Below are 25104 nucleotides of genomic sequence, written 5' to 3'. Positions count from 1 at the left end.
AAGGGAACAAAAATCTCTAACTCATCATAATGAAGAGTCGATTGATTTTGTTTCCCTTTTTTTGTTTATTTTTCTAAATAAAATTCAAAGCGGTTGCCTACATATTGAGTTCTTACATACTCAAACGGCACACCATTTTCAAAATAAGAAATTTGGCGCAAACGTAAGATTGCATCACCACGTTTTATTTTTAAATAATCAGCAATCTGCTCTGAGGCTAACATTGCTGAAATTGTTTGATTTGCGTGGCCGATTTTGTTGCCGCCTTTTTCTTCTAACGTTTTATAGAAAGAATTCGTGATCTCCGTCTTGCTATATTGATCGACTAAAGAATAAGGAACACTAGCAACTTCAAAACAGATTGGTAAATCATCAGCAAACCGAACTCTTTCCATCCGTACAATTTGCTCATTTTCTTTTAAATTTAATTTTTCCATTTCACTGGAACTTGGTTTGGCTACATAATAGGATACAGTGCGGCTAGAAGGTACGCGATTTTGAGAAAGCATAATATCAGTAAAACTTGTTGTCCCGGTCATTTTTTCTTGAACTTTTTTTCGGGCTACATAAGTTCCTGAACCGATTTTACGTTCTAGGATCCCCTCATCAGCAAGTGTTTGTATCGCCTGCCTCAAGGTCATTCGGCTAACACTGAACTGGATCGCCAGCTCACGTTCTGATGGAAGTCTGTCCCCAATCTTCCAAACACCATGCTCAATGTCCTCTTTAATTTTATCGTGGATTTGAATATAAACTGGTAAACTTGACACCATCTTACTTCCTCCTTTTTATTCTCTTTCATTATAACTGGTATATACCTCATAAACAACTAAAAGTTCCAAAATGCAGTAAAGGAAGCGTTCCTACATGAATTTTGGTATGCCTAGATTCCAATCAACGCTACTTTATTCTTTATATCTAGCGCATACTAAATGATCTTCTTAAAGAAAGTAAAATTTGTATCTTATAGTTCACAACTATTCGCTACAAAAAAGGTCGGGATATAGCTCTAAGAGCCAAATCCCAACCTCTTTTTTATGAACGAATTTTTTCTTCATCCATCATCTTGTTTGCAGTTGCCATCATTAAACGAATCCGATTCAATTGATTCACTAATGATACACCTGGATCATAATCAATCGGCGCAATATTCGCTTTCGGATATTGACGGCGTAACTCTTTCGTTACACCTTTTCCTACAACATGATTTGGTAAACACCCAAAAGGCTGCATGCAGACAATATTGTTCACATCTGATTTCAATAACTCGATCATTTCACCAGTTAAGAACCAGCCTTCCCCTGTATGATTTCCAATCGATAGAATTTTTCCGGCTTCTTCTGCTAATTCATGAATAGAGCTTAGACCCTCAAAACGTTTAGAGTTTCTTAAGGCTTTATCCATTGGTTTTTCGACATACTCAATGATTCTGATGGCAAATTGAGCTAAATTTTTGCTTTGTTTTGACATACCCAAATTTTCATACTTCCATATTTGGTTGTATAAAGAATAATTCATAAAGCCGACAATGTCTGGTACAACTGCTTCTGCACCTTCTGCTTCTAACAAACGAACAATATCGTTATTGGCAGTTGGTGAGTATTTCACCAAAATTTCACCAACGATGCCGACTTTCGGTTTCTTGACTTCGTTCAATGGTACTTCGTCAAATTCTTTAATGATTTTTTTCATATTTCGGTTAAATAGAGTTAATGAACCATTACGGACATTTTTTTCGACTTGTTTTAGCCATTTAGCATGAAGGGCATCAATCATACCGACTTTTGTTTCATATGGACGTGTTCGATAAACCACTCTTTCGAATAAGTCTCCATATAAAAAAGCAACTGCAACACGTTTTAACATCGGTAACGTAAACTTAAATCCTGGATTCGACTCTACCCCTTTATTTCCCATAGAAACTGAAACGACAGGCACTTGAGGAAAGCCAGCATCGTTCAAAGCTTTTCTAAGAAGTGGAATATAATTCGTCGCACGACAGCCACCGCCTGTTTGCGTCATCATCACGCTCACATGATCTAAATCATATTCACCGCTTTCAAGCGCTTCAACCAATTGACCGATTGAAATGATTGCTGGATAACATGAGTCGTTATTCACATATTTGAGACCGACATTAACAGCTTCTCGATCATCTGCAGGTAAGCAAACAACATTATAGCCTGATGCTTGTAATGCCACATCCACTAAACCAGATTGATGGATTGGACTAAGCATAGGTAATAATAAGGTATGCGTTTTTTTCATCTCTTTAGTAAAAATAATCTTTTCAGGTTCCTCATGCTGTAGTTTTGGCTCAAAGTTCATTTTCTCTCTTTCACCAACTGCTGCTTTTAGTGAACGTAGACGAATCCTGATTGCACCAAGGTTTGAGCCTTCATCTATTTTTAAAACTGTATAGATTTTTCCATATTGATCCATGATTTCTTCTACTTGATCGGTCGTCACTGCATCTAATCCACAACCAAATGAGTTCAACTGAACTAATTCAAGATTCTTTGATTTGGCTACAACACGAGCAGCCGCATATAACCGTGAATGATAAACCCATTGATTTACAACACGCAAATTTCCTACATCACTTAAATGAGAAACACAATCTTCTGTTAAAACATGGAAACCTTCTTGAGTGATCACATCGGCAATACCGTGATTGATTTCGGGATCTAAGTGATACGGTCGTCCAGATAAAACAATCCCCTTCTCACCTTTTTGATTCAGCATTACTAAGGTTTCTTCCCCTTTATTACGAACATCTTCTTTGAAAGCATCTAGTTCCTCATAACCATGACGTAATGCTTGAGTCACTTGATCCTCCGAGATCCCTAAGTCTGCAAATGTTTCACTTAAAACTTTCGCTACAGATGCTTCGTTGGCCAAATTAATATACGGATTGCGGTAATCAACTTTACCATCACGAATATCATCAACATTATTACGAATAACATCTGGATAACTTTGTACGATTGGGCAATTAAAATGATTATCTGCTTCCGCTGATTCCTGCCGTTCAAAAACAACACCTGGATAAAAAATCATCGGTACTTTCGAATCGATCAACGCTTGAATATGCCCATGAGAAATTTTAGCTGGATAACATGCCGTATCACTTGGAATAGTTTCCATACCTTGTTCGTATAATTCCTTATTTGAGCGTGGTGATAACTCAACTCTAAATCCTAAATCTGTGAAAAATGTATGCCATAACGGATAGTTTTCATACATATTCAAGACACGAGGAATACCAATTCTACCGCGCACTGCATCTTTTTCTTTCAGTGGGCGGTATTTAAATAATTTACGATACTTATAATCAACCAAGTTAACTCTACGATCTTCTCTTTTCACTTTAATTCTGGCACCACGTTCACAACGATTTCCGGTAATAAATTGACGTCCATCAGAAAAAATCGTCACAGTCATCATACAATTATTTTCACATAAGCCACAATGAGTAAATTCTTTATCTGCAGTAAAAGTATCTAGTTCTTCCAGACCAAGAATAGTTGTCTCTTGTCCGAGCTCATAGTTTTCTAAAGCAATCAATGCCGCTCCATACGCTCCCATTAAGCCTGCGATAGACGGGCGCACAACTTCTCGTTCACTAATCATTTCAAAGGCACGTAAAACCGCTTCATTATAGAAAGTTCCTCCTTGGCAAACAATTTTCTTGCCTAATTCTTCTGGACGACGAACTTTGATTACTTTATAAATCGCATTTTTAATGACAGAATATGACAAGCCTGCTGAAATATCCCCAACAGAAGCTCCTTCTTTTTGGACTTGTTTGACCTTTGAATTCATAAACACTGTACAGCGAGAACCAAGATCAACAGGTGCATTAGAACTTAGCGCTTCGATTGCAAAGTCTTTCACATCAAAGTTCAACGATTTGGCAAACGTTTCAATGAAAGAACCGCATCCGGAAGAACAAGCTTCGTTAAGTTGAATAGAAGATAACACACCGTCTTTGATCGTCATTGCTTTCATATCTTGACCACCGATGTCTAAAATGAAATCAACACCTGGTTGAAAGTGATCTGCAGCTTTGTAATGAGCCATAGTTTCAACTTCACCAATATCCACTTTTAGCGCATTTTTGATTAAATGTTCTCCATACCCAGTAACAGCAGATTTTCCAATAAAAACATCTTCTGGTAATTGCTGGTATAAATCTTTTAGAACACTCATCGTTGTTTCTAAAGGTTGTCCTTGATTGTTTCCATAAAACGAAAATAGTAGGTTCCCATCTTCATCGATCAGTGTAACTTTCGTAGTCGTAGATCCTGCATCAATCCCTAAAAACGCTACACCATGATGTTCTGATAAAGTTTTTTCTTGTGCTTTCGCTTGATCATGGCGTGCTCTAAATTCAATTAGCTCTGCTTCATTTTTAAACAATGGTTCTAGTGTATCTGTCGGCTTTAATTGTTCTTGATCTCCTTTTGTTAGTCGGTGAACTAGATCAGCTAGCGTAGTTGCTTTCGCTCCTTCAGAATAAATTGCGGCTCCCATTGCTACAAATAGTTGTGGATTTTCCGGAAAAATCACATCTTCTGGTTTTACATCTAATGTTTCAATAAATCGTTTTCTAAGTTCTGACATAAAGAAAAGTGGCCCACCTAAAAAAGCAATTTTCCCTTTGATCTTTCGCCCTGCTGCAAGTCCTGCAATCGTTTGATTGACTACCGCTTGAAAAATACTTGCTGAAATATCTTCTTTTGCCGCTCCCTCGTTGATCAAGGGTTGAACATCCGTCTTAGCAAAAACACCACACCTTGAAGCAATTGGATAAATGGTTTGATAATTTTTAGCCAATTCATTCACGCCATTCGCATCTGTTTTAAGTAAGACAGCCATCTGATCAATAAAAGCACCTGTTCCGCCAGCACAGCTGCCGTTCATCCGCTGTTCTAATGCCCCTTCAAAAAAAGTGATTTTTGCATCTTCACCGCCTAATTCAATCGCTACATCTGTTTCTGGTATGATTTCTTCTACAGTTTTTGTACAGGCAATCACTTCTTGAACAAAAGAAATATCCAATACATCCGCCAGTCCCATACCTCCAGATCCTGTAATGGTCATAGTAATTGGAGTATCCGTTCCTAGTTGATCCATGGCTTCATTCAAAACTTTTTCAGTTGCAGCTTTCACATCAGAGTAGTGTCGTTCGTATTTAGCGAATTTTGTATGATTTTCTTCATCGATAATTACTAATTTCACAGTTGTTGAACCGACGTCTATTCCTGCTCTTATTGTCATACTTTTGCTCTCCTTAATTTCCATACCCTTTTATTTCACAACACTTTGTTGATTATCCTACAAGGTGTCTGATATAATACTTATGTATATTTTAGAAAGATTCTAATTTAATTGCAACTAGCAAAACACCCAAATTTGTGAGATAAGCAACAAACTTTTGAAAACTGTTGATTATTTCGGAAGGAATTTTTTATGTCGAAGAAAACGGACCTGCGGGTAAAACGAACACACAAAATGATAATCGAAGCTTTCTTTCACTTAGTAGACGAAAAAGGATATGACTGTATCACGATCCAAGACATTGCAGATGAAGCGATGATTAATCGTGCAACTTTCTATGCTCATTTCAAAGACAAACAAGACCTTTATGAACAAATTTTCGATTTTGCAATCAATGCCTTTACTTCTGTTATCGATACTGAGCAAATTATCGTTAGCAATCGAATCAAAGTAAAACAAATTGAGTTTCTCCTTGCCCATATCTACGTCAATATTCAAAAAAACAAAAGCTTCTTTTTGACTATTATGGACGGCAGCTCAAATGAATTATTAAGAAAAAAATTAGCAGATATCATTTATGAAAAATACGCAGATATTTTTTCTAAGTTAAAAATCACCGAAAATGACATTGAAGTACCCATCGATTTTATCATCGAATATATGACTTCTATATTTATAGGAACGCTCCATTGGTGGATTACAAGTGACACAGACATGTCTCCTAACCATTTAGCTAGGCTTGTTATAAAACTAGTAGGAAATGGTCACCTAACTGTTTTAGGACTTGAGATCGATAAATAATGTCTAAAAATAAAAAATAGCCTGAAACAACATAAAAATAATGTGTTGTTTCAGGCTAATTCTTTCATCGACTAACGATTTTTGGCACGCCACTTTTTAGTATGTGCTGTGTCTCTAGCGGATACTATTTGAATGTTTTTTGTGCCCTCCATATTTTTCTTTTTAGAAAAAAGATTGACTTTCACATCGTATTTTCCTTCACGCGCTAAGTCATAGACTTTTTCAGCTGTTTCAGTTATTTTGTCTTTAATACTCATCTGATTCACTCCTCATGCTTTTTCATACACTTTATCATATATTTTAAAAAAAGAGAACAAAAGTTACTGTGGATTTTTTATCAAAAAAAAAGAACAACTCTAATTGAGTTGTTCTAATAAAAAACTGGGGTAGCTGGATTCGAACCAACGCATGACAGGATCAAAACCTGTTGCCTTACCGCTTGGCGATACCCCAATAAGTAAATGGAGGAAAGTGGATTCGAACCACTGAACCCTAAGGAACGGATTTACAGTCCGTCGCGTTTAGCCACTTCGCTATTCCTCCAAAAGGTTTTAGTAAAAAACCTGACTTAGTTATAATACAAAACTTTTGAATAAATTGCAAGCCTTTTTCTAAAAAAAGTTGTTATTTATTTTAGTCGTTTAAATTCCATTGGCGAATAATGTATTCAATTGCTTCATCAAGCGTTTTCACAGTGGCTTCATTGCGACCATCAATCACTACAGCAAATTTTTTTGCGTCTTGAGCTAAGATTTGACCTATTTCTTTTTTGCCAATTGTCAGTGTATTGACAGTGATTACTTCACCATTGACTTTTTTTTCTGATTCTTCTATTTTTACTTCTATATCTTTATTTTTCTTTGACATCGTCATCCCTCCAAGAACCTATGTTATCATGTTCCGCAAAAAAAAGAAAGTGGGTCAAAACTCGATAGGTTCTGCTCCACTTCGTATCATTTCAATATTAACTCGAAACTTGTTTATCTTAAATTTATAAATTTTTTGTATTGGTTACGAACTAAATAGTCGCTTTCTTTTAATCTCACTAAATACCGCTGAAGCAATACCTGCCAGAATTGAAACAATTCCAATAACGATAAACAACCATAGAAAACTTGATAAATAAGTTTGGATAAAATCATACATCGCTTTCGATTGGATAGCCAATCTTTTCAAAGATCCTTGCAATAATATTGCTGTAGGAACGACAATCATCATCAAACCACTACCTACCCACATATACGCCCAATATCTCAATAGACGATGGATATAGCCTCTTAATGAAGAATATAGGGAGAAACTTAAGAGAGCCCATAAAACGCCGCAAATGACCATAAAAACAACTAATTTTGATTTATAGTTCATAACTTTACGTCCATATGAAACTAAAAAAGGTAATTCGATATATCCTTTGTAGATTGTTACAGCATTGTCTGACAGCCCATCTATAGCACGTTCCGATTCTGGAGTAGTCTGAATATTTTTTTCTTTCATGTAAGCTATGATTGCTTTAGAAACAGCATCATGTACTTTTTTCTCATTAGAAATAGAATATTTTGTCCCCGTATTGTACATTGCCTTAAAATAGGCTTCAACATCTTGCTTAACGAATTCTTTATTGATCGTTTGTCCCAAGATTCCTTCTGGAATATTACTGCCTAAAGCGCTATTTTCGACTTGTCGATTTATTTCTTTTGTTAATTGCGAATAATAATCTGCCTTTACCGCTTGTTTTGTAATATAGTTTTCACTAAAGAGGGTTAATCTTAATGTTAATAAAATCAAGAATGCAAATAAAAATACACAGGATAAAAAAGCAAGAAAGAAGCGAGATATTACTTTCATTAAATGTCCGCGATTATTCATCTGACTGATTCTCCTCCTTTATGACTTTTCGTCGATGATAGGGCCAGATACATAGTCAGCAGAAACAAAAACACGTTCTGGTGTTAACCCAATTGCATCTAATGGATAGCAAGTATAAAGAATCAGTGATCTTTTTGTGCGGTCCCCTAATTTTGTATTGATTGTTGGATCTTTGTAATCAGCAACTTTTCTTTCTGTCACTTGATAAGTATAGTCGCCATAGTGAGTATGAATATTGATTTCATCCCCCACTTCTAAGTAATAGATTTTCCCAAAGGAAGGCATATTATGTCCACCGATCAAGGTCGTTCCAAGATCTCCTGGAATCATACTGCCGATATATTGTCCTGCGCCTAAGCGCAAAATTTCTTCGCTATCTCCATAATACAATGGTTCATTAATTCCGACTTTGTCGATTATGATTTCACCAAATTGATCTCCCCCTACAGGGTAGACCATATTTGAGGAAGATAATTCTCCTTTTTCAGACACTTGCATACCCGCTGCAATTGCTTCTGTTGATTTTCTGTCAGCTGCACTAGTTGCTTGTTTACCAGTTCTATCCGTTGCTTTGTCTGAAGATGCTGGGTCTTTCTTGTCTGTTCTTTTTTCAAAAAGGTTGGTCCCCTTTTGATCAAAAGATGGAGCATCATTTAAAGAGATCAATTCAACTGCTGAAGAAGCGAAGTTAATGACAGGTGCACCAATTATGTAAATAATGAGGTAGCCAAAACACATAAAGAGAAGAGGCACGTAAATAAATGCCCCTACTCTTTTTAATTGTTTCATATTATGCTAATTTGTTCTTTCTGCTCACGAATACTGCACCTGCTGCAGCCACGATCAATGAACCAAAAGTAATTCCACTTAATACGTAGTTTGATCCTGTATTTTTTACTGGATTTCCAGTTTTGTAAACAGGAGCACCTGCCGTATCAGTGATTGTCACTGCAGAGTAAGTTCCACCTGCTCCAAAAGTGATTTTAACACCTACCGCATTTCCAGCAGCAGCAACATAACTTTGTAATTGAGAAATTACGTTAGCTGGCAATAGTCTAAGTGCATCTCCAAGTGAATTAACACCTGATGTATCAACAGATACTCCTTCAACCAAAGCACGAGCCGCCTGAATGTTTTTCACTGCTTCGTCCGCTTGAGCTTGTGTCAAATCAACACGTTTCAAGTGGTTAGAAGCTGCATTTGTTTCAGCTGCACCAAAACTGAATTTTTTGCCGCCGATTGTTGCGCCAGCATTTAATTCGTTAAGTACAGGCTGCTCTGTAGCTGAAATAGCTCCATCTGCTGAAGCAGTTGTTGCAAAGCTCATAATTGCTACCACAGCAATAATAAATCCGATAACTTTTTTCATTCTTATTCCTCCTATCTTAAATATTTATAATCAATTACAGAATGTCTGTAAAAATTATACCACCAACAACCCCTCTAGTTTTACAGGGCATAATGAAAGAATATTAAAGGAATGAGACGCTTTAATATTCTGACTTCAATAAACGTACTTCACTATATAAAATTATCATATGCCTTAATAATAGTCAAACTGTTTTCAGCAAATAAAATCCATATAAATTCTTGCTGTTGTGCACTTTTTATACTTTTTTCGATAGAAATGTTGCTTCAAAAATATCATAGCCAGCTTTTTTCAAGATATTCTCAATTTGTTCTGTCTCACGACTTTCGATTTGTAGTTCAATAATTGTCTCTAGTTCTTTTCGGTTGACCACAACTGTTAGGATACTAAAATTATTATTGGCCAACAACTTGGTAATATCAGCTAAGATGCCTTTGTGATCTTCTGGTATGCGAAGTTGGATCCTAGTTCCTCCATCATTATACCCAGTAATTTTCAAGAAGGCATCAAAAATATCATTATTTGTTATGATTCCAACAAGTGTTTCGTTTCCATCAACAACAGGTAACACACCAATATTATTTTGACGCATTTTAAAAACACCGTCTTCTAAGGAAGCTTCTGGTTGAATTGTTTGAACGTCTTTCACCATTATGTCGGCTACAGTTGTCTTGTTTAACAAATAGTTCACTTCGTACACACTTAAACTTGTTGCTTTTGATGGCATCGCTGATTGAATCGTTCCTTCTGTAATCAAGCCTATAATTTGTTCACCTTTAACTACAGGTAAACGATGAATATTATTTTTTTTCATCAAATCGACGGCGTCAAATATTTTCATTTCTGGTTGAGCAACAATTAAATTTCTAGTCATAAAATCACTTACACTCATGCTGTTAACCTCCTAGATATGCTTTTTTGACTTCTTCACTTTCCAATAAGTCTTTTCCTGGTCCGCTTAAAACAACTTCACCCGTTTCTAAAACATAGCCTCTGTCTGCAATGGATAAAGCCATTTTTGCATTTTGCTCGATTAATAATATTGTTGTTCCTTGCTTATTGATCTCTTGGATGATGTTAAATATTTCCTGAATAAAAATCGGTGCCAACCCCATAGACGGTTCATCTAGTAACAACAAGCGTGGTTTAGACATCAAAGCTCTCCCCATTGCCAACATTTGTTGTTCTCCACCTGACAAAGTAGAAGCATCTTGATTTTTTCTTTCTTTCAAAATCGGAAATCGTTCAAAAATCATTTCATAATCTTGCTTTAAGTCTCCATCTTTTCTCAAAAAAGCGCCCATTTCTAAATTTTCTTGCACCGTCAATCCAGAAAAAACATGTCTTCCCTCTGGCACTTGGCAAAGTCCTGAAGCTACAATTTTTTGCGGAACCATTTTTTGAATTTGTTGACCTTCAAATGTGATCGTCCCATTCGACGGGCGATTTAATCCGGATATCGTTCTTAAAATTGTCGTTTTGCCCGCTCCATTAGCTCCAATCAATGAAACGATTTCTCCTTGCTCTACGTTAAAACTTACATCTCGCACTGCTTGGATTACACCATAATGCACAGATAAGTTGTCGATTGTTAACATTATAGTTCACCTCCAAGATAAGCTTCGATCACACGAGGATCATTTTTAATTGCCTCCGGTTCTCCTTCAGCGATGATTCTACCATATTCTAAAACATAAATTCTTTGACAAACATCCATGACTAAACTCATATCATGTTCGATCAAAACAATCGTGATTTGAAATTCTTTTTGAATTTTTCTAATCAGTTCAGTTAAATCTGCAGTTTCTTGTGGGTTCATACCTGCTGCTGGTTCGTCTAAGAACAATACTTTAGGCTGTGTAGCTAGAGCACGCACGATTTCTAGGCGTCTTTGTTCTCCATATGGAAGATTTTTTGCTAACGTTTGAACTTTTCCTTCTAACCCGAAAATTGCTAAAAGCTCCAGTACTTTCTTTTCCATTTCCTCTTCTTTTTTATAGAAAGTTGGTAAACGTAAAATACTTGAGAAGATTCCTTCTTTATTCTTACTATTCATTGCAATCAACACATTATCCATCACAGTTAAATCTTTGAATAAACGAATATTTTGGAAAGTTCTACTTAACCCCATATCTGCAATTTTATATGGCTTCATCCCATTTAACACATGTTCTTTTCCTAAAACATTCAAGGTTACTGTCCCTTCACTCGGTTCATAAACACCAGTCAAAAGATTGAATAGTGTTGTTTTCCCGGCTCCATTAGGACCAATCAAACCAATCAGTTCATTTGTTTCCAAAGAAAGATTAACATTGGAAACAGCTGCAAGTCCGCCGAAGTTTTTTGTTAAGTTATTAACGTTCAATAGAGGCATTCGATTTGTCCTCCTTTTTCTTGAAGATTTTTTTTACTGAAAATTCCCAGGTTCCAAGCAATCCACCTGGTTTGAAAATCATGATAATGATCAATGCTAAAGCATATATGATCATTCTAAGTGCTCCTGCATCCTGTAAGAACATATTCAAAATCCCTAACACAATTGCTGAGATAAATGTTCCTGTAACACTACCGATTCCACCAAAAACTACTATGATCAAAATATCGATTGATTTCATAAAACCAAAATCTTTTGGAGCAATCGTTTGGACGTAACTCGAATAAATAGCACCTGCTACACTCGCTGTAATTGCGCCGATAATAAAGGCAGCAACTTTGTATTTTGTTGTATTGACTCCCATGGATTCTGCCGCTATTTCGTCTTCACGTATCGCCATTGTTGCACGCCCAGGGCCACTATGAATAAAATTAACGATGATCAATGTCACAATCACCACAAAACCAAAAACCATTGACCAATTAACCATTGGTGGAATTCCAAAAATCCCAGCTGGTCCGTTTGTTACATCTTTCATATTGATTATAATAATCCGGATGATTTCAGAAATGCCCAACGTTGCAATCGCTAAGTAATCTCCTTTTAATCTCAACGTTGGAATCCCCACCAACAATGCAACGATTCCTGACAAAATAATCCCTAACAAAATTCCACTAAAAAAACCACCCATAGTCGGATATTTTACGGACATGATTGCTGCACTATATGCACCAATCGCCATGAATCCTGCATGCCCTAAAGAAAATTGTCCAGAAAAACCAATAATCAAATTTAAGCCCAACGCCAACATAATATTGATCCCGATCGTGATCAACGTATATTCAGTGAACGGCGTTATGACACCTGTTACATATAATATGTAAATAAAAGCATAGGCAATAGCGGCAATTAAAAGCCAAACAATATTATATTTTACATTCTTTTTCATGCAGACCACCTACACTTTCTCTTTGATGTTCTTGCCGAGAATTCCAGCAGGACGGATCAATAAAATAATAATCAATAATGCATATACGACTGCATCTTTATAATCTGAAAATCCAAGAGCAATTGTGATTGTTTCTAATAAACCAATCACAAAACCGCCTAATGCTGCACCAGGGATGATTCCAATACCACCTAAAACAGCGGCAACAAATGATTTAAGTCCTGGAACTACACCCATCATCGGATCAATAGAATTATAATACAGTCCTATCAGCATACCAGCAGCTGCTGCTAAAGCAGAACCTAACGCAAAAGTAAATGAAATCGTACGATTGACATTGATTCCCATCAATTGTGCGGCATCCGCATCAACAGAAACAGCACGCATTGCTTTGCCCATTTTCGTTTTTTTAACAATCAACTGCAAAGCAATCATCAACACTAAAGAAATAACTAAAATAAGTACTTGAATATTTGAAATCTGAATAAAGCCTAATTGATAATTTTTAAACTCAATTGCTTGTGGGAAAGATTTTTTTTCAGGACCTAACCAATAAATCATGCCATTTTGTAGTAAAAACGAAACCCCAATCGCTGTGATCAACGCTGCAATCCTTGTTGATTTTCTTAATGGTCTGTATGCTAAAAATTCAATCACCACACCAATTACCGCAGCCCCTGCCATTGACAAAATCAAGGCTGGGAAAAAACCTAAACTTAATTTGTTGATAAAGAAATACCCCATAAAACCGCCCAACATATAGATTTCTCCATGGGCAAAGTTGATCAATTTTATGATTCCATAAACCATTGTATACCCTAAAGCTAATAGGGCATAAATACTACCGAGAAAAAGCCCATTTACTAGTTGTTGGATAACTACTTCCATGTTTATCACTTCCAATATTTAGAATATTTGCTATTTAATTAAAGAAAAAAGAGGATGGACAAAACGCGGAACCTTGTCTCACCCTCTTTAAGTTTCATATCAAAAATTTTGTTACTAAGGATTTACAGCGTCCGCAGAAGTTTCTTTTCCTTCTGTCAACCCTAAAACTACTGCTGATTTTTCAGGATTGTGATCTTTGTCCATTGTCATTTTCCCTGTTACACCGACAAAGTCTTTTAATGAAGCTAGACCCGCAGTAATGTCTTTTGAATCAGCTGAGTCTTTGTCTTCCATTGCTTGTTTTAGCATGTAGACAGAATCGTAACCTAATGCGTTGAAAGCAGAGGGTTGTTTATCATATTTTTTCTTGAATGATTCAACAAAAGGTTTTACCTTATCTGTCGCAGGAGCTTTTTCTGAGAAGTGTCCTGTGTAATACACATCAGAAACATTTTTTGCTCCAGCGATTTCAACTAATTTTTCATCGCCGAATCCATCAGCACCAAGAATGGGTTTGTCGATTCCCATTTCACGTGCTTGTTTGATGATCAAGCCAGCTTCTGCATAGTATCCTGGGATATAAATTGCATCATAATCAAGGTCTTTGATTTTTGTTAAGATTGCTTGGAAATCTTTATCACCTGCAGTGAAAGTTTCTTCTTTAGCAATCTTTCCTTTAAAGGTATCTTTGAATGATTTCGTTAATCCGATTGCGTAATCACTTGAATTATCTCCAATGATCACCACATTTTTTGCTTTTAAGTTATCTTGCGCAAAGTTCGCTAGAATAACTCCTTGGAATGTATCTTGAAAACATGCTCTGAAAATATATTCTTGCACTTTATCATTTACAACAGTGATACTGTCATCCGTCCCAGAAGGTGTGATTACAGGAACCGCTGCTTTAGTCATATTAGGAATTGTCGCTTTCGTCGCACCAGATGTCGCTGGTCCAACGACTGCCACTACTTTGTCCTTTGCAGTTAAATTAGCCGCAACAGATGTGGCTTCGCCATTTTCTGATTTATTGTCTTTCTCGATCAATTCCAATTTTTTCCCTAAAACACCACCGGCTTCATTGATTTCTTCTACAGCCAATGTAATTCCTTCTTTTTCAGCATTCCCATATGCTGAAACGTCTCCAGAAAGCTCCATATTCATACCAATTTTGATCGTATCACCTTCAACCTTATTTCCACCACCGCTTGCGCCTCCGCCAGCTGCTGGACCACATGCTACTAACAAAAATAGACTAGCAAATAAAAAGCTAAATTTTTTCATCTTGTTTCCCCCTTGTTTTAAAAGCTAAACGAATTCGTAAAGCCTGATAATTTTCTTCGCGTATATAATTATTAAAGAAGTATGTATACAAATATAATCAAAAAAGAATGAATTGTCAATGAATTTTCAGAAAATTTCTATAATTCAAATTATTAAAAATAGTTCGTTACTTGTAACAGCTGAATAATTTCTCTATTTTCACAAAAAAAAGGCTCCTTGTATTAGAGAAGAAGACCTTTTTTTCTTGATTATTTTTTATTTTGATAAGCTACAAAGTTAGCTGCTGCTCCAATCAAATTTGCATCATTTTCATATTTACAAGTCACAATTTCCGGGACAAAATCATTTAACTCAAAGTGCTCAAGCTTTTCTTTCATTCGTCGATTGATTTCATCTAACAGCCCTTTTTTAGCAGAAACTCCGCCACCTAATACAATCATTTCAGGATCAAGAGAAAATTGAATACTAAATAGACCTTGAGTCAAATACTCGTAAAAATTATTCACTTCTTCCAGTGCCACTTCATCACCAGACTCAGCTAAATTAAACACATCTTCTCCTGAAAAGGCTTCTTTATCGACACCTTTTCGTTTACAATAACGCCACGCCATTTGCACTGCTGTTCCTAATTTGCTGAAGGTTTTTCCTTCATTAAGATACATCAGACCAAATTCACCACCGTAAAGATGAGCTCCCTTAGCAATTTGGCCATTATGGAAAATCGCACCGCCAATTCCAGTCCCGATAACAACGAAAGCCACTTCTTTTTTGCCTTTTGCAGCTCCTTCATAAATCTCTGCCATCCCAGCACAATTCGCATCATTTTCGATGGCTACAGGAAGTTTGAATAGGCCTTCCAGTTCTTTAAATATATTAAATCCATGAATATAAGGAATTGCTGAAATTCCGTTGATCATTTGTTTTTCAACATCAACCACGCCAGGTGCACTTAAAGCCACACCTTCTAACTCTTGGTCAACACCATCAAATACAGTTAACAATGATACTTTCATTTCTTCCCACGATTTTGGTGTTGTAAATTTCCCTTTCCCGAGCATTTCTTGTCCATTCCAAACTCCATATTTTACTGCTGAACCACCAAAATCAAATGCTAAAATCGCCATCCATAAACCCACCTTCATCTATTTATTGTGCTTGTTCCTTCTATAATTATAGGGACCATGATACTCCTGATCCGGATTTCTTTTTAAACTAAACTTCAACGGCACGTAATCGATCCCACCTTTTGTCAGTGGATGACACCTTAAAAATCTTGCCGTTCCCATTGTTATCCCTTTAATACTGCCGTGTGTCTGGATCGCATCGATCATATATTGTGAGCACGTTGGGTAATAGCGGCAACTAGCTGGTAGCCCAGGGGAAATAAAACGCTGATACCCGCGAACCATTCCGACAAAAACATTTCTTGCCATTTCTTCCCTCTTTTCTCTATTCGAAAAAACTATACCTTGTTTTATAATTGATTGCAAGTTTACAAATTGAAAGTAAAAATATTTTTATAAAAATTTGTAACGGTTGCAAAAGAAACCTATTCAAATTTCCAAAAGGATGCTAAACTGGAGAAAAGTAGTTGTGAAATACAGCTTCTGTTCAATCTAAAACGAAATGGAGTAAATTAACGATGGGCTTAAAATTTGAACGTACTGATGATTTAGATAAATTGTTTGATTCTTTTGCAGTAGATCCTAAAAAAGTAGAAATGCCAAAAGAAGAATTAGAAAAACAAGCAGCGAAAGCTGAACAAAAAGAAGACAAGAAAAAAGAACAATAAAGAAAATGCATTGACCACTCGTAAGAGTGGTCAATGCATTTTTTATAAATACTTCTCAATGGCTTGCCAAGCCTCTTCTTTACCTTCTTTTGTTTGTGAAGAAAAAAGAATAAAATCATCTGATTTGTCGAAGTTCATGGCCTTTTTTATAATACTTTCATGCTTGTTCCATTTACCACGAGGAATTTTGTCTTTTTTCGTTGCTACAACAATAACGGGAATGTCATAGTATTTTAAGAATTCATACATTTGAATATCTTCCTGAGTCGGCGCATGACGTAAATCAACCAAAGAAACAACAGCTTTTAATTGTTCTCTTGTGGTCATATAAGTTTCGATCATTTCGCCCCACTTAGCCCGTTCTGTCTTAGAGACTTTGGCATAACCGTACCCTGGAACATCAACAAAATGCAAAGCATCCTCAATAAGATAAAAATTAAGCGTTTGAGTCTTTCCTGGTTTCCCAGAGGTCCTCGCTAAATTTTTACGATTAATCAGCGTGTTGATGAATGAAGATTTCCCCACATTCGAACGACCAGCTAGAGCAATTTCAGGTAGCTCTGTCTCTGGATACTGTTTTGGTGAAACTGCACTAATAATAATTTCTGCGTTATGAACATTCATAGCACTAACCTCCTAAGTTTAAAAGCTGAATGAGCTCGTTCAGACTCGACAGGAAAATAGGAAAACATGGCCGAGATGTTCATTATCTCAATCGTGTTTCGGCTTTTCCTTGAGACCTTCCCCCTCCTAAGAGATTGATGAGCTCGAAGCAGTACGTAGTAACTGGCTCACGAAGCTAGATAACTTTACTTCATAAAAATCAGTAAAAAAGTAGAGACATGTCTCTACTTTTTAGTCTTTTAAAATTACCCAGCTTTTTTGTCTTTCTTGTCATAAACAATCGCTGGTTTGCCCGTACCTTCAGCGGCCATTTCAGTGATAATGACTTTTTGGATCGTATCATCTGATGGTACATCAAACATCACATCCATCATAATCTCTTCGATAATTGAACGTAATCCACGTGCTCCTGTGTTACGTTCAATTGCCTTATTAGCAATTGCACGAAGAGCTTCTGTCTCAAATTCTAATTCTGTATCATCTAAAGACAATAATTTTTGATATTGTTTAACTAATGCATTTTTTGGCTCAGTTAGAATGCGAACCAAGTCATCAGTTGTCAACTTCTCTAAAGCAGCCGTTACTGGTAAGCGCCCGATAAACTCAGGAATCAGACCGAATTTCAATAGATCTTCGGGAATAATTTGCTGCATAACACTTTCGTCTTCGTTCAGCTTACTGTTTTTGGTACCAAAACCGATTGTCTTTTCGCCTAAACGATTTTTAACAATATTTTCGATTCCATCAAAGGCACCACCAACAATAAACAACACGTTCGTTGTATCGATTTGAATAAATTCTTGATGAGGATGTTTACGTCCACCTTGTGGCGGCACACTTGCAACAGTTCCTTCTAAGATTTTTAACAAGGCTTGTTGAACCCCTTCACCAGAAACATCTCTTGTGATCGAAACATTCTCACTCTTACGAGCAATTTTATCAATCTCATCGATATAAATGATCCCTTTTTCAGCTCGTTCAACATTGAAGTCAGCAGATTGTAATAGCTTCAATAGGATATTTTCTACATCTTCTCCTACATATCCTGCTTCTGTCAAACTAGTCGCATCTGCAATAGCAAATGGGACATTCAACGTTCTAGCCAATGTTTGGGCTAAAAATGTTTTCCCAGAACCCGTTGGTCCAATTAAACAAATATTGCTCTTTTGCAATTCTACTTCTTCAGAGCTTGAATTTTCTGATTGATTTACACGTTTATAGTGATTATAGACAGCCACTGCTAATGAGCGTTTTGCCTGATCTTGTCCAATTACATATTCGTTTAAGACATCCAATATTTCTTGAGGTTTTGGGACATCCGTTAATTCACGTACGGCTTCGTCGTAAAATTCTTCATCAATAATCTCTTTACATAAGTCGATACATTCATTACAAATATAGACACCAGGCCCAGCAACGATTTTTTTCACTTCTTCTTGTGTTTTACCACAGAATGAACAGCGAACTGCACCATTGTTGCTATTTGTATTATCGTACATGCGTGTCACCCCTCTAAAATTAAAAATGACTGTCGTTACAGTCTTAGAATATAATAGCATAAATCAAGTGAAAATGCGAACATTGGATTTGTAAAGATTTCATAAATATAAGAATTCTTATGGTATACTAAAGGAGTTAAATCAATTGCTGATTTCTTCAAATCGGCAATAAAAATGGAGGGAATTTCATGCTAGAACAAATTTTATTAGGGACTTATACACGTAGAGAAAGTAAGGGTATTTATCAAATTGTGCTAGATACAGAAAAAGAAATACTTTCTGATGCAACTTTATTAATAGAAGAAACTAGTCCGACATACTTGGCTTTAAATCAAAAAGGTGACTTGTTCAACGTCACTTCTGTTGATGGTGAAGGCGGTATGGCCGTTTACAAAAATGCTGATGGTCACTTTGACTTAATCAATAAAGTAACTGAAGCTGGCGCTCCCCCATGTTATGTTGCTATTGATGAGGAAAAACAACTTGTTTTTGGTGCAAACTATCATCAAGGAATCGTTCATGTTTACCGTATTTTAGCCGATGGTCATCTAGAGGATGCCGACAAAATCATTCATGACGAAGCTACTGGTCCTCATGAGAACCAAGACAATGCTCACGTTCATTACACTGATTTGACACCAGATCGCCGTTTAGTCGTTTGTGATCTTGGTACTGATCGTGTTTATACGTACGACGTTAGCGAAGAAGGTAAATTATCCGAGGTTGCTCAATATGTAGCTGAACCTGGAACAGGTCCTCGCCATTTAGTTTTCCATCCAAATAATCGATTTGCTTATCTTTTCGGTGAGTTAGATAGTACGGTTACTGTGTTGGCCTACAATACCGCAGACGGTTCATTTGAACAAGTACAAAAAGTAACAACTTTACCCGATGGTTTTAATGAATTTAACGGGGGAGCAGCCATTCGTATTTCGACTGATGGCCGTTTCGTGTACGCATCGAACCGAGGCCATGATTCGATTGCTGTTTTTGCAACAGCTGAAAATGGTAGCAAAGTAGAACGTGTGCAATTGATTTCTACTGAAGGCGAGATTCCAAGAGACTTTGATTTAGATCCTTCTGGTAAATTTGTTGTTGCAGCAAATCAAAATACGGATAATTTAACGCTTTATCGCCGCAATGAGCAGACCGGTCTTTTAGAAATGATCCAAAAAGATATTTATGCACCCGAATGCGTGTGTGTGTATTTTAAATAAACCAATGACTTGAAATAATTAAATAAATCGATTTTCCCTGTTGACCGTTGTTAAATGGTAATAGGGAAAATCGATTTATTTGTGTATCAAATTTTTTTGTAAAAACTAAAACTTATTAGTTAACTTGTTCTAGTCCTGTTTCCGTAACCTTAAAAGTAATATCCTTGTAATAACTTTTGCTCTCATCAGTGGTTAAATTCTTTACATCAACGGTTACAAATGCTTTGGTACGTATGGAAACAGTGTCATCCTTTATAAGTGTTGTTGTACCTTCTTCTGAGGCATAATATGTTTTCAACAAGTAGTTTTTTGAATATTTGGTTTTTCCGCTACTATCTTTGATTATGATGCTTACTGAATCTCTCGCATTAATATTTGATATATTAGATGGATACAAACTACCACCAAAAGTAACTAAAGAAAAACTATTATTTTTTATATCAACTGACAATTCCGAGAAGACTTTTTTTCGAGAACCACTTAATGATATTAAATAATTATTGATATTTTCTTGTTCAGTTTCCTTAAATAGATCATGATAAGCTTCAAAAAAATCAGTTTTATAGGGTTCATTTAAATACTGAATTGCAGCATATAACTGGCTCTTTTGATTGGAGTGATCCGCATTTTTGATTTCTTCTGACGCAACGATTCCATCAGCAAGTTGTTCAATTGTATCTAAAAATGTCATTTCCGTATCGGTTGTAAACTCATTATTTTTCAATCCGAATTTCGTCATTACTAATTTATTTTCTTTATTATTTTTATTGATTATCTCAGTCGACCCAAGCAAGCGGTTTTTTGTTTCATCATGGAATATAATGACTTGATACCCTACATCAAAAGGAATTAGATCTTTTCCAATTTGATTATTCTTTCCTTCTATCTCCTTAGAATAAACAATTGTACCAGACTGATCCAAAACCTTTATAGACGCATATTTTTCACCAGCATAATAAGAATGAGGTGATTTATTAAGCAGCGTAAACATTGCTTTTTTCTCATCTAGATTAGTTTCAAACTCAGCAAATAAATCATTCCCTAAACCTAAAAAATCAATTTTTTCATTCAAAATGGTCGGCGCATTGATTTTTTTGAAATGAATCGTCGCATTATTGACTTGTTCTTTCACATAAACATAGTGTTTATCGACCATATAACCATTTTTAGGATCATTTGGAGTTTCAATTGAATAAATACCGTTTGGTACGTTCGTAAATTGGATCATATCATTTTTTACAATCGTTTCTCCAACAACTTTATCACCGTCTTTGAGCAGTACTTTTTTGTCTTTTAGGATAGCTATATTATCTATAGTTAATTTTACTGTAAGGTTGCCTTTTAATCCTAAAGGAGCAATTGCTTGGTTATCCACTACCTCAAAATCACTATTGATTAAAATCGACGGATCTACTACTTTCCGAGCTGCTTCCAACTGTCCTTTAGGCACAACATCAACCAATGATGCAACCGGTCGGTATCCTCTAGCTCGATGTAATTCTGCTTGATGTGGTTCTATTCGTAATTTTAGTTTTTCTAAAGCAGGCGAAAAATCAAATCTGCTTGTTTCACTATAATACTTATTCATTAAATCTGGCAATGGATGCTCTTGCTCTTTAAAGTTTGACTGAGTAGCCATTTTCCGATACTCTTGATACATTTTTGCAAACGACTCTTTACCGGCTTTTTGTTTCATCATTGTTAAAAGTACAAGACGATAACGATGATCTTCGATATCTCCATAGCCTTTCCCATCCGTTATAACTTGTTTATACAACCCATTGTCCACTTCAACCCGTTTTCCAAAATTAAAAAGCCATGTCATGTTATCTGCTTGCTTTCCGTATGTGTCGTACTGATACTGAACTCCAAACAAATTATTAGAAACTTCACCTGTATACATTCCTTTTCCATCAAATCCTGCTTGATAACCATGGGCAATTTCATGAAGTAATCCCCAATTATTTCTTTTTAGCCACATTTCAGCATTATTAGCGGTATTAGCCGTCCAGTTTGTACCATAATACGCTCCACCAGCGCCATTTTCATCGGCTTTTAAAAAATAACGATTCTGACTTTCCCTATTTTCTGGTGCTGAATTATCCAGACCAATATACTGATTATACTTGGCAAATATATCTTCATAGAAGGCAATCAAGCCATCAATCGATTGAAAATCTTTTAATGTTCTAACTTTTTCTTTGTCGATTTTAGGCAAGAATAGTTGAAAACTCTTCCCTTTGATTAATGCAAAATCACTATCATACTTATCCCATGACTCGAAAAACTGTGTTTGATTACTTTTTTCTTCAAAAACTGGTAAAGGCTTTTTAGATCCTTCATCATCGATTTGGTATTCAATCTCTGCTGACTGACCACCATAGGGAGTATCGATAAATGGGACTGTCGCTGAGTTAGCCGAAATAGTAACCCACCCTGAACCAACCTTGGCTGATTTCTCTTTTTTTGAACCATTTGATAACAATCTTACCGTCAATTGATTTTTAAATTCTGAATTTGTTTGACGTATTTTTATAACCGCATTTTCTTTTAGAATAAATCCTAGATCTTGTCGATCATGGTATTTTCCTTTGCTGATACCCGCTTTGAACAACCATGTAGGTTCCTCAATACTTTTGATTTCTTGTTTGCCTGTATCTGCAAATACAGACGGCCCACTTAAAAAGAAGCAAACTGTAACAATTAATCCAAATAGCCATTTTCTTTTCATTTCCCTTACATTCTCCTTTTTACCATAATTATATTTTAATTCAAAAATAGCTTTTTTACCTTGCTATTATGAATTAAAAAATAGCTATTATCCATAAAACAATAGCTATTCGTTTCAAATTATAATCTCCCTATTTAGATAAGTCAACGTTATTTATTTTTCTAAAACAATGTGATTCTATTCCTCCGTTATAATTGAAAAATGAAATAATAATTCTAATAATTTTTATTGTTGTGACTATATATGTATTTCAATAAGGTGTATTTTGTGAAATAGTAAAATCTTAATGATATTTAATCATATCTTAAATTAATTTGTTATTTTATTTTTTAAAAAAACATTCTTCCTTCACACTTCTATTCATTATTTCTTATATTTCCTAACTTCGAATTTTGAATCCTGAATCATTTCAATAGTTTTTTCAAAGTTCCGTGAAGCATAAGAATAAAATAATACATCAACAACTATAAATTGATCATGTAATGACATTGTAGCCGCACTTCTTAGTACCGTTTGTCTGTATGGAATATTCAGCTTGATTTGCTAGTTTATTATTTCCAAACCGGGATAACCCAATAGTTTTTAACTGATGATTTTTCGCAACATCCAACAAAACAGGACTTCTTTTGTTTCATCAGAATGTGAAACAAAAAAAATATCGCCTCTTTTGGTGCAGCCACTAAAATCGTTACTAGAACATGTGGATCTTGCACACAAACAACCGTTTTCCTAATGCGATTCCATTTTTTGGCAATATTTTCCGCTACTAAATAGGACGCTCCAATACCAAAAACATACATAATTGGTGCTGCTACTAAAAGATCAACAATCTTTTCAATTCGTTGCTCTTTCAATAAGCCTGCAGTTTCTTGCATCGATTGATACGCATTGCCTAGTAGGTTTGTCTTGATTTCATCTACCGATTCATTAGCTGTAATATCTGAGTCCTCTTGGTAAATAGGTGTTTCTATTTCTGCAGACAGACGGATTTTCAATTAAGTATAACTTGGTGCATCAATTTTTTACAGAAACGAATCACTGAAGCTGAACTAGTTCCTGCATATTCTGATAATGCTGATGCTGTCATTTCGATCACCATTGAAGGATTCTTTAAGACAATCTTACCTATTTTCCTTTCAGAATTCGGCAATATGTCTAACATACTCATTGTCCTTCCCTGAATACTTTCGCCACTAATTACGTTAACCCCTTCGCTCTTTTTTCAATAGATATGCAAACTAAGGGCGAATACATTTCATTCGCCCTAAAAGTAATTTATTTTAGTAATAAGTAATACTGCCTAGAGACACTGATTTTTTTGCCCCCGTTGCACTTGGAACATTTCCTGGACAGTGTTGCATGGTTTGATTTGCTAAAATTGCCATTGCTATCGCCTCTTTTGCCTCTGAGGAAAATCCTATTTCTTCTTGTATCATAACCTGAACATCTGGCAACTCACCTTTTATCATAGACACCAATGTTTGGTTGTAACTACCTCCACCACCAATAATCAGCTCGGTCCTTCCTTTTACAAAGGGTCTAACTGCTTCTGCGATTGATTTAGCGGTAAACATCGTTGCAGTTGCAATCAAATCGTTAGGTGAAATTGCCCATTTTTCTAGTAAGTTCATTGTAAATTGCTTACCAAAATCTTCACGTCCAGTTGTTTTAGGATACATTTTTTTAATGAATGGATGGGCCATCAGTTCTTTTAGTAATCGCCTATCAACATTTCCCTGACGGGCATAAAAGCCATTTTTATCATACTCTTGATTAAAAAAGTGTAGGCATAATTCATTCATGATGACATTACCAGGCCCAGTATCAAAAGCGATCATATCTGTTATTTCTCCCGATTTAGGAATAACTGTGACATTACCGATTCCACCAATATTTTGTAATAATCTTGTTATTCCCACTTTTTGGTATAACACATATTCTGAATAAGGAACGATCGGTGCACCTTGCCCTCCCACTGCCATATCTCTTTCCCTAAAATTTGAGACCACCGTTGTTTTCGTACGTTCACAAATGACTGCTGGGTCACCAATTTGCAAAGTTGATGGATAAACACGATCACGGGCATAAGGAATATGAAAAAGCGTTTGTCCATGACTACCAATAAAAGCTAACTCTGCTGTTGAAATTCCAGCTTTCTCACAAACCCCTAAAGCAGCTTGGGCAAAGATTTCCCCTAACTCAATATTCAATGAGCAAATTTTTTCCACGTCCGATTCTTCTAATGATAATGCGTCTCGTATCCTTTGAAGAGTTCGCTCGGTAAAAGGTATCGTTGAAAAATCGATCAGCTTAACAGCTGTTTTTTCGTTTTTACCAGATATATCTACTAGAGCTGCATCAACCCCATCCAAAGATGTTCCGGACATCAAACCAATTGCATAAACCATGATTGTCTCCTTTACTCTATTA

The 25104-nt window shown here is 35.9% G+C and carries 24 protein-coding genes and 2 tRNA genes; 3 read left to right on the top strand and 23 right to left on the bottom strand.

From position 1 onward, the window contains the following. Positions 1-65: 65 nt before the first annotated feature. Together AC4BB5_RS05825 and AC4BB5_RS05820 are read right to left on the bottom strand one after the other, a co-directional pair. Positions 66-773 carry a GntR family transcriptional regulator gene (locus tag AC4BB5_RS05825; RefSeq protein ID WP_490458429.1) on the bottom strand — a complete coding sequence of 236 codons (708 nt, stop codon included), beginning with the start codon at positions 771-773 and terminating at the stop codon, positions 66-68. A gap of 262 nt (positions 774-1035) precedes the next feature. Further along, positions 1036-5283, bottom strand: a complete 4248-nt coding sequence (locus tag AC4BB5_RS05820) for an acyl-CoA dehydratase activase-related protein (RefSeq protein WP_490458428.1) — start codon at positions 5281-5283, stop codon at positions 1036-1038. A 192-nt stretch (positions 5284-5475) separates the two neighbouring features. Here AC4BB5_RS05820 and AC4BB5_RS05815 point away from each other — a divergent pair, with 192 nt between their 5' ends. Next, complete coding sequence (locus tag AC4BB5_RS05815) at positions 5476-6084, top strand: TetR/AcrR family transcriptional regulator (protein ID WP_490458427.1); 609 nt, start codon at positions 5476-5478, stop codon at positions 6082-6084. A gap of 71 nt (positions 6085-6155) precedes the next feature. Here AC4BB5_RS05815 and AC4BB5_RS05810 read toward each other — a convergent pair whose 3' ends face one another. The 15 genes from AC4BB5_RS05810 to yidD all read right to left on the bottom strand — a co-directional run bounded on the left by AC4BB5_RS05810 (position 6156) and on the right by yidD (position 16244). Continuing rightward, positions 6156-6341, bottom strand: coding sequence for a hypothetical protein (locus AC4BB5_RS05810; protein WP_490458426.1), 186 nt, complete (start codon positions 6339-6341; stop codon positions 6156-6158). 124 nt (positions 6342-6465) lie between these two features. Beyond that, positions 6466-6537, bottom strand: a tRNA-Gln gene (locus tag AC4BB5_RS05805). A 9-nt stretch (positions 6538-6546) separates the two neighbouring features. Continuing rightward, positions 6547-6627 (bottom strand) — tRNA-Tyr (locus AC4BB5_RS05800). Positions 6628-6717: 90 nt separating this feature from the next. Continuing rightward, positions 6718-6951 carry a DUF2969 domain-containing protein gene (locus tag AC4BB5_RS05795; protein ID WP_490458425.1) on the bottom strand — a complete coding sequence of 78 codons (234 nt, stop codon included), beginning with the start codon at positions 6949-6951 and terminating at the stop codon, positions 6718-6720. Positions 6952-7095: 144 nt separating this feature from the next. Further along, positions 7096-7950 carry a hypothetical protein gene (locus tag AC4BB5_RS05790; RefSeq protein WP_490458424.1) on the bottom strand — a complete coding sequence of 285 codons (855 nt, stop codon included), beginning with the start codon at positions 7948-7950 and terminating at the stop codon, positions 7096-7098. Positions 7951-7968: 18 nt separating this feature from the next. Continuing rightward, the gene (locus AC4BB5_RS05785) at positions 7969-8739 is read right to left on the bottom strand and encodes a class D sortase (protein ID WP_490458423.1); all 771 of its coding nucleotides are present in this window, start codon (positions 8737-8739) and stop codon (positions 7969-7971) included. A 1-nt stretch (position 8740) separates the two neighbouring features. Continuing rightward, positions 8741-9319, bottom strand: coding sequence for a hypothetical protein (locus AC4BB5_RS05780; protein WP_490458422.1), 579 nt, complete (start codon positions 9317-9319; stop codon positions 8741-8743). A gap of 238 nt (positions 9320-9557) precedes the next feature. Beyond that, positions 9558-10211, bottom strand: coding sequence for a CBS domain-containing protein (locus AC4BB5_RS05775; protein ID WP_490458421.1), 654 nt, complete (start codon positions 10209-10211; stop codon positions 9558-9560). Positions 10212-10215: 4 nt separating this feature from the next. Then, positions 10216-10917 (bottom strand): ABC transporter ATP-binding protein, encoded by a 702-nt coding sequence (locus AC4BB5_RS05770; protein WP_490458420.1) that lies wholly within the window; start codon positions 10915-10917, stop codon positions 10216-10218. Further along, positions 10917-11693, bottom strand: coding sequence for an ABC transporter ATP-binding protein (locus AC4BB5_RS05765; protein ID WP_490458419.1), 777 nt, complete (start codon positions 11691-11693; stop codon positions 10917-10919). The genes AC4BB5_RS05770 and AC4BB5_RS05765 overlap by 1 nt, the downstream gene beginning before the upstream one ends. Continuing rightward, positions 11674-12642, bottom strand: a complete 969-nt coding sequence (locus AC4BB5_RS05760; protein ID WP_490458418.1) for a branched-chain amino acid ABC transporter permease — start codon at positions 12640-12642, stop codon at positions 11674-11676. The genes AC4BB5_RS05765 and AC4BB5_RS05760 overlap by 20 nt, the downstream gene beginning before the upstream one ends. A 9-nt stretch (positions 12643-12651) precedes the next feature. Further along, positions 12652-13530, bottom strand: coding sequence for a branched-chain amino acid ABC transporter permease (locus AC4BB5_RS05755; protein WP_086280998.1), 879 nt, complete (start codon positions 13528-13530; stop codon positions 12652-12654). A 114-nt stretch (positions 13531-13644) separates the two neighbouring features. Then, positions 13645-14811: an ABC transporter substrate-binding protein gene (locus tag AC4BB5_RS05750; RefSeq protein ID WP_490458417.1), complete on the bottom strand. Its 1167-nt coding sequence runs from the start codon at positions 14809-14811 to the stop codon at positions 13645-13647. Positions 14812-15059: 248 nt separating this feature from the next. Then, complete coding sequence (locus AC4BB5_RS05745; protein ID WP_490458416.1) at positions 15060-15935, bottom strand: ROK family protein; 876 nt, start codon at positions 15933-15935, stop codon at positions 15060-15062. 18 nt (positions 15936-15953) lie between these two features. After that, positions 15954-16244, bottom strand: a complete 291-nt coding sequence (yidD, locus tag AC4BB5_RS05740; protein WP_490458415.1) for a membrane protein insertion efficiency factor YidD — start codon at positions 16242-16244, stop codon at positions 15954-15956. 209 nt (positions 16245-16453) lie between these two features. Between yidD and AC4BB5_RS05735 the strand changes: the two genes are divergently transcribed. Further along, on the top strand, positions 16454-16603 hold the full coding sequence (locus AC4BB5_RS05735) for an SPJ_0845 family protein (RefSeq protein WP_490458414.1): 150 nt from the start codon (positions 16454-16456) through the stop codon (positions 16601-16603). A gap of 42 nt (positions 16604-16645) precedes the next feature. On the opposite strand, the gene yihA is transcribed toward AC4BB5_RS05735, so the two are convergent. Beyond that, a complete protein-coding gene (yihA, locus tag AC4BB5_RS05730; RefSeq protein WP_490458413.1) occupies positions 16646-17227 on the bottom strand; it encodes a ribosome biogenesis GTP-binding protein YihA/YsxC in 582 nt (193 codons plus the stop codon). A gap of 245 nt (positions 17228-17472) precedes the next feature. Beyond that, a complete protein-coding gene (clpX, locus tag AC4BB5_RS05725; protein ID WP_490458412.1) occupies positions 17473-18726 on the bottom strand; it encodes an ATP-dependent Clp protease ATP-binding subunit ClpX in 1254 nt (417 codons plus the stop codon). Between the two features lie 188 nt (positions 18727-18914). On the opposite strand from clpX, the gene AC4BB5_RS05720 reads away from it, so the two are divergent. Further along, positions 18915-19943, top strand: coding sequence for a lactonase family protein (locus tag AC4BB5_RS05720; RefSeq protein WP_490458411.1), 1029 nt, complete (start codon positions 18915-18917; stop codon positions 19941-19943). Between the two features lie 115 nt (positions 19944-20058). Here the strand turns inward: AC4BB5_RS05720 and AC4BB5_RS05715 are convergent, their stop codons facing one another. The 4 genes from AC4BB5_RS05715 to anmK all read right to left on the bottom strand — a co-directional run bounded on the left by AC4BB5_RS05715 (position 20059) and on the right by anmK (position 25082). After that, positions 20059-22674, bottom strand: a complete 2616-nt coding sequence (locus AC4BB5_RS05715) for a putative mucin/carbohydrate-binding domain-containing protein (protein WP_490458410.1) — start codon at positions 22672-22674, stop codon at positions 20059-20061. Between the two features lie 551 nt (positions 22675-23225). Continuing rightward, positions 23226-23669, bottom strand: coding sequence for a MurR/RpiR family transcriptional regulator (locus AC4BB5_RS05710; protein WP_490458409.1), 444 nt, complete (start codon positions 23667-23669; stop codon positions 23226-23228). Next, positions 23666-23836 carry a hypothetical protein gene (locus AC4BB5_RS05705; protein ID WP_490458408.1) on the bottom strand — a complete coding sequence of 57 codons (171 nt, stop codon included), beginning with the start codon at positions 23834-23836 and terminating at the stop codon, positions 23666-23668. Before AC4BB5_RS05705 ends, AC4BB5_RS05710 begins: the two co-directional genes overlap by 4 nt. A 118-nt stretch (positions 23837-23954) precedes the next feature. After that, complete coding sequence (gene anmK, locus AC4BB5_RS05700; protein ID WP_490458407.1) at positions 23955-25082, bottom strand: anhydro-N-acetylmuramic acid kinase AnmK; 1128 nt, start codon at positions 25080-25082, stop codon at positions 23955-23957. Positions 25083-25104: the final 22 nt, after the last annotated feature.

This window comes from Enterococcus sp. AMC1252, from assembly GCF_058216515.1.
Note: the sequence above shows the minus strand (reverse complement) of the source record. Positions and strands in the feature narration are given on the sequence as shown.

What these genes read in the sequence shown, in the direction of transcription:
- AC4BB5_RS05825 (WP_490458429.1), bottom strand. Translation starts at nt 773, where the DNA reads ATGGTGTCAAGTTTACCAGTTTATATTCAAATCCACGATAAAATTAAA.
- AC4BB5_RS05820 (WP_490458428.1), bottom strand. Translation starts at nt 5,283, where the DNA reads ATGACAATAAGAGCAGGAATAGACGTCGGTTCAACAACTGTGAAATTA.
- AC4BB5_RS05815 (WP_490458427.1), top strand. Translation starts at nt 5,476, where the DNA reads ATGTCGAAGAAAACGGACCTGCGGGTAAAACGAACACACAAAATGATA.
- AC4BB5_RS05810 (WP_490458426.1), bottom strand. Translation starts at nt 6,341, where the DNA reads ATGAGTATTAAAGACAAAATAACTGAAACAGCTGAAAAAGTCTATGAC.
- AC4BB5_RS05795 (WP_490458425.1), bottom strand. Translation starts at nt 6,951, where the DNA reads ATGTCAAAGAAAAATAAAGATATAGAAGTAAAAATAGAAGAATCAGAA.
- AC4BB5_RS05790 (WP_490458424.1), bottom strand. Translation starts at nt 7,950, where the DNA reads ATGAATAATCGCGGACATTTAATGAAAGTAATATCTCGCTTCTTTCTT.
- AC4BB5_RS05785 (WP_490458423.1), bottom strand. Translation starts at nt 8,739, where the DNA reads ATGAAACAATTAAAAAGAGTAGGGGCATTTATTTACGTGCCTCTTCTC.
- AC4BB5_RS05780 (WP_490458422.1), bottom strand. Translation starts at nt 9,319, where the DNA reads ATGAAAAAAGTTATCGGATTTATTATTGCTGTGGTAGCAATTATGAGC.
- AC4BB5_RS05775 (WP_490458421.1), bottom strand. Translation starts at nt 10,211, where the DNA reads ATGAGTGTAAGTGATTTTATGACTAGAAATTTAATTGTTGCTCAACCA.
- AC4BB5_RS05770 (WP_490458420.1), bottom strand. Translation starts at nt 10,917, where the DNA reads ATGTTAACAATCGACAACTTATCTGTGCATTATGGTGTAATCCAAGCA.
- AC4BB5_RS05765 (WP_490458419.1), bottom strand. Translation starts at nt 11,693, where the DNA reads ATGCCTCTATTGAACGTTAATAACTTAACAAAAAACTTCGGCGGACTT.
- AC4BB5_RS05760 (WP_490458418.1), bottom strand. Translation starts at nt 12,642, where the DNA reads ATGAAAAAGAATGTAAAATATAATATTGTTTGGCTTTTAATTGCCGCT.
- AC4BB5_RS05755 (WP_086280998.1), bottom strand. Translation starts at nt 13,530, where the DNA reads ATGGAAGTAGTTATCCAACAACTAGTAAATGGGCTTTTTCTCGGTAGT.
- AC4BB5_RS05750 (WP_490458417.1), bottom strand. Translation starts at nt 14,811, where the DNA reads ATGAAAAAATTTAGCTTTTTATTTGCTAGTCTATTTTTGTTAGTAGCA.
- AC4BB5_RS05745 (WP_490458416.1), bottom strand. Translation starts at nt 15,935, where the DNA reads ATGGCGATTTTAGCATTTGATTTTGGTGGTTCAGCAGTAAAATATGGA.
- yidD (WP_490458415.1), bottom strand. Translation starts at nt 16,244, where the DNA reads ATGGCAAGAAATGTTTTTGTCGGAATGGTTCGCGGGTATCAGCGTTTT.
- AC4BB5_RS05735 (WP_490458414.1), top strand. Translation starts at nt 16,454, where the DNA reads ATGGGCTTAAAATTTGAACGTACTGATGATTTAGATAAATTGTTTGAT.
- yihA (WP_490458413.1), bottom strand. Translation starts at nt 17,227, where the DNA reads ATGAATGTTCATAACGCAGAAATTATTATTAGTGCAGTTTCACCAAAA.
- clpX (WP_490458412.1), bottom strand. Translation starts at nt 18,726, where the DNA reads ATGTACGATAATACAAATAGCAACAATGGTGCAGTTCGCTGTTCATTC.
- AC4BB5_RS05720 (WP_490458411.1), top strand. Translation starts at nt 18,915, where the DNA reads ATGCTAGAACAAATTTTATTAGGGACTTATACACGTAGAGAAAGTAAG.
- AC4BB5_RS05715 (WP_490458410.1), bottom strand. Translation starts at nt 22,674, where the DNA reads ATGAAAAGAAAATGGCTATTTGGATTAATTGTTACAGTTTGCTTCTTT.
- AC4BB5_RS05705 (WP_490458408.1), bottom strand. Translation starts at nt 23,836, where the DNA reads ATGTTAGACATATTGCCGAATTCTGAAAGGAAAATAGGTAAGATTGTC.
- anmK (WP_490458407.1), bottom strand. Translation starts at nt 25,082, where the DNA reads ATGGTTTATGCAATTGGTTTGATGTCCGGAACATCTTTGGATGGGGTT.